The sequence below is a fragment of the Mesorhizobium sp. M7A.F.Ca.CA.004.04.2.1 genome (assembly GCF_004022825.1).
In the GTDB taxonomy this organism is placed as follows: domain Bacteria; phylum Pseudomonadota; class Alphaproteobacteria; order Rhizobiales; family Rhizobiaceae; genus Mesorhizobium.
Window position 1 is genome coordinate 1 of record NZ_RZPH01000612.1, and the last position, 3,734, is coordinate 3,734.

Here is a 3,734-nt window from a genome sequence, read left to right on the forward strand (position 1 = left end):
GGCATCGCTGTCCACTGGCGGATGTCCTTGAAGACGCGCTCGACCCAACTCCTTGGCGGCATCGGCAGCTCTTTGGGGAACAAAGCCACTGCAAGCGGGACGTTGATCGCCGTGCCGGGCGCGAATGCAAGCGGACGGGCGCGCGTTTCCCAATAGAGCCGCATCGACGAAGCGACGGTCCGGGTGAACCAGTAGAGCGAGATGTTGGCGAGCATGTCGTCGCGCGAAAAAGCGGCGTTGGCCAGATCGCCATCGCAATCGCTCCAGTCGCGGAACTTCTCGATCATCCAGGCCGCCAGTCCGACCGGCGAATCCGTCAGCCCGTAGGCAAGCGTTTGCGGGCGCGTCGCTTGAATATGAGCATAGGCGCCATGAAGATCCGCCCATCCGGCTTTCCGTTCCAGGAAGGCGCGTTCTTCCAAGCTCAGGTCGCCATCCGGGCCTGGATCGTGAGGAGGTGAGTATGAGCCGGGGACGAAGTTCAGATGCACGCCGGCGAGACTGCCTGGATGCGCGTGCGCCAGACAGGTCGACACGCTGGCGCCCAGATCCCCGCCCTGGGCGAGATATCGCTCATAGCCTAGACGGCTCATCAACTCGGCCCAAAGATCGGCGACGGTGAACAGGTTGAGGCCAGGCCTGGTCGGCCGGCTCGAAAAGCCATAGCCGGGAATCGACGGGGCCACGACGTTGAAGGCGTCCTCCAGTCTTCCGCCATGCGAAAGCGGATCGGTCAGAAGCGGGATCAGCCTGTGAAATTCGAAGACGCTGCCTGGCCAGCCATGGGTGAGTATGACCGTTCTGTTGGTCGCCACAGCGGCGCGCGCATGGATGAAATGGATGGTTTCGCCGCCGATATCCGTCTGGTAGTGCGGATGGATGTTCCAGGCGGCTTCCTGCTTGCGCCAGTCGAAGCCGGTGCGCCAGTGCTGCATAAGTCGGCGCAGTTCCTCGTGCTCCGTTCCCTGCGCCCAGCCTATCGCCTGCAACTGGTCCGGCTCGCGCCAGGTCGAGATGCGCTTCTTCAAATCGTCGATTTCAGACTGGGCAATCTCGATGGTGAAGGGGCGAATTTTCATGGAGTCCTCTGCTCGCCGGCCATAAGGTTTCGGGCGGCGATAAAGTCGTGACTTTGCTGCCGGTTCGCGCGAAGCGCTTCCGTCGACGCTTTTATCGAGACCGCTGAGAAACGCAGGCGCGCGCCGACCGGCGCTTGCGCCAGCCGCCAGAGGTCGGCTTCGATCACCGTAGCGATCTTCGGATAGCCGCCGCAAGTGTTGGCATCGGCAAGTTGGATGATCGGTTGGCCGGACGGCGGCACCTGGACTGTGCCTGGTACGATGCCGTGCGAGAGCAATTCGAGCGGTGAGAGGAGCGAAAGCGTCTCTCCAGCAAGGCGATATCCCATACGGTTGGCGTCGTCGGTGATGCGCCATTCGCTGCCGGTGAAAGCCGCCTGGGCCTCCGGCGTGAAGGCGTCGAACTCGGCGGCCGGCAGAACCCGCAATTCGATTGCCGAGGCCAAGGCGTCCGCCGCGCCTCGTCGCTCCTCCAGCGCTGCGCCGATGCCGCCCGCGGGAAGGCGGCATTGCGCAGGTTTGAGCGCAAGCCGGTCACCGCGCGACAGGCCGCGTCCAGCGAACCCGCCGAAACCGCCTTTCACATCCGTCGCGCGCGACCCCATGACGGGCGGCAGATCGATCCCGCCGGCAAAGGCGATGTAGGAACGAGCACCGGCGCGCGGCGCCTCGAGGACAAGGGTCTCGCCTGCGCGGATCGTCATGGCCCACCAGGGCGGGCAGGGCCGGTCGCCGATGCTGACGGCGCAATCAGCGCCGGTGATGGCGACGGCGGTGTCGATATGCGCGCGCAGCCGGAACGGATGAAGCGTGACCTCGATCCCGGCGGCCGAAGGATCATTGCCCAGCATGAGATTGGCGATCGCCAGTGCCTGCTTGTCCATGGCGCCGCCATGGCTGACCCCCAGCGCCAGATGACCGGGCCGGCCGAGATCCTGGACCGTGTTCGGCAGGCCGGTGGTGAGGATCTCGATCATGCCTCGATCCCTGCAATTGCGAAGCGAATCTTGTCTCCGGGCCTGAGCAGCACGGGCAATTCCGCTTCGGCCTTGAAGAGCTTCACGTCGGTATGGCCGATGATGTGCCAGCCGGACGGCGCGGTCATCGGCATGATACCCGCCTGCGCGCCACCAATGATGACGGCGCCCTCGGTAACTTTGAGGCGAGGCGTGCTGCGCCTTGCCCAGGCAAGCCGCGGGTCGAGACCGGACAGATAGGGAAAACCCGGCATGGCGCCGATGGCGGCGACGGTGTAGCGGGCCGCCGCGTGGCGCCTGACGGTCTCGTCGACAGACAGGCCGCAATGCGCGGCCCAGCCGGTGAGATCCTCGCCGCGCGCGCCGCCGTAGTGAACGGGAATCGTATGATGCGTGCCGGTCACCGGGTGGGCATCGGTGGCGGACCAGAGCGACATCAGTTGATCTCCGACGCTGTGGGCGTCTGTGGCGAGCGGGTCAAACACCACCAGCAGGTTGTTCATGCCGGGAACGGCCTCGCGCACCCCTTCGAGGCTCAGCGCGGCATTCGCTACCGCCCAGACCAGTTCCTGGGTGGCATCGTTGAAAGCCCCCTGCGTTCCATCGAGCAGCAGCGCGCCCGATCCCGCAAGGCTGATGTGGGGCGTACCGACAACCATGGGCGGTCAGTCCTTCACCGGCACCGTATAATTCAGGATCAGGCGACCGCCGTCCGGATAGATGGTCTGGCCGACAATGTATGAAGCGTCGTCGCTGGCCAGGAAGGAAGCGACGCTGGCAATCTCCGATGGCTCGCCACAGCGGCCGCTCGGCGTGCGCGACAGGATGGTCTGGCGCTGCGCTTCGCTGGCCATGACCGAGCTCTTGACCATGTCGGTCAGGATGGTGCCGGGGCCGATGGCATTGACGCGGATATTGTACGGGATCAGTCCGACGGCCATCACCGCGGTCAATTGCTTGATGCCGCCCTTGGACACGGCATAGGCGACGGAATTGGGGATGGCCAGAATGGCGTTGATCGAGGACATGTTGATGATCGAGCCGCCGCGTCCCTGTGCGATCATGGCTCTTGCCGCGGCCTGCCCGAGCAGGAAGGGCGCCTTGAGATTGACCCGCTGAACCAGGTCGAACGCCTCCTCGGGGAAGTCGACGAAATCGTCCAGATGGATGATGCCGGCATTGTTGATGAGGACGTCGACGCCGCCGAATCGCTCCGTGGCCTTGGCAACAATATCGGCTGCCATTTCCTGCGTGCATTCGGAGAGATCCGCCGATAGCCAGGCGGCACGCTCGCCCAGACGTTCGGCATGCTCGCGCCCGCGATCGGCCTGTATGTCGACAAGCACCACCTTGGCGCCATCGGCATGAAAGCGCTCGGCGCAGGCAAGGCCCAGGCCTCGTGCCGCCCCGGTGACGATCACGACTTTTCCTGCGTGCTTCACAACCCAATCCCTTTTTCACAATTGCGCATTTATGGATATGTTATCCAATCTATCTTGAACTTCGACGCCATTGCAAGCCCCGGATAAGTGGATCTGTTGGGTCGGTTCCGCAGCCGTTTGCCGTTTCTAAGCCGCTTTTGGCTTTTTTCTGCCAACCATCTTAAGCCGGTTGACTCCACTGAATTAATTGTGATTGGATACTATATTCATAAAGCGACGACGGCGAGGAGTGTAGG

General features: G+C 63.5%; 4 protein-coding genes. All 4 read right to left on the bottom strand.

The features are described from left to right. A partial coding sequence (locus EN893_RS23705; RefSeq protein WP_164901050.1) for an epoxide hydrolase occupies window positions 1-1,079 on the bottom strand: 1,079 nt, incomplete at its 3' end. Beyond that, a complete protein-coding gene (locus EN893_RS23710; RefSeq protein ID WP_127266696.1) occupies window positions 1,076-2,056 on the bottom strand; it encodes a biotin-dependent carboxyltransferase family protein in 981 nt (326 codons plus the stop codon). The genes EN893_RS23705 and EN893_RS23710, both read right to left, overlap by 4 nt. Further along, window positions 2,053-2,715: a 5-oxoprolinase subunit PxpB gene (gene pxpB, locus EN893_RS23715; protein ID WP_127266695.1), complete on the bottom strand. Its 663-nt coding sequence runs from the start codon at window positions 2,713-2,715 to the stop codon at window positions 2,053-2,055. The genes EN893_RS23710 and pxpB overlap by 4 nt, the downstream gene beginning before the upstream one ends. Before the next feature lie 6 nt (window positions 2,716-2,721). After that, window positions 2,722-3,498, bottom strand: a complete 777-nt coding sequence (locus EN893_RS23720; RefSeq protein ID WP_164748820.1) for an SDR family oxidoreductase — start codon at window positions 3,496-3,498, stop codon at window positions 2,722-2,724. Window positions 3,499-3,734: the final 236 nt, after the last annotated feature.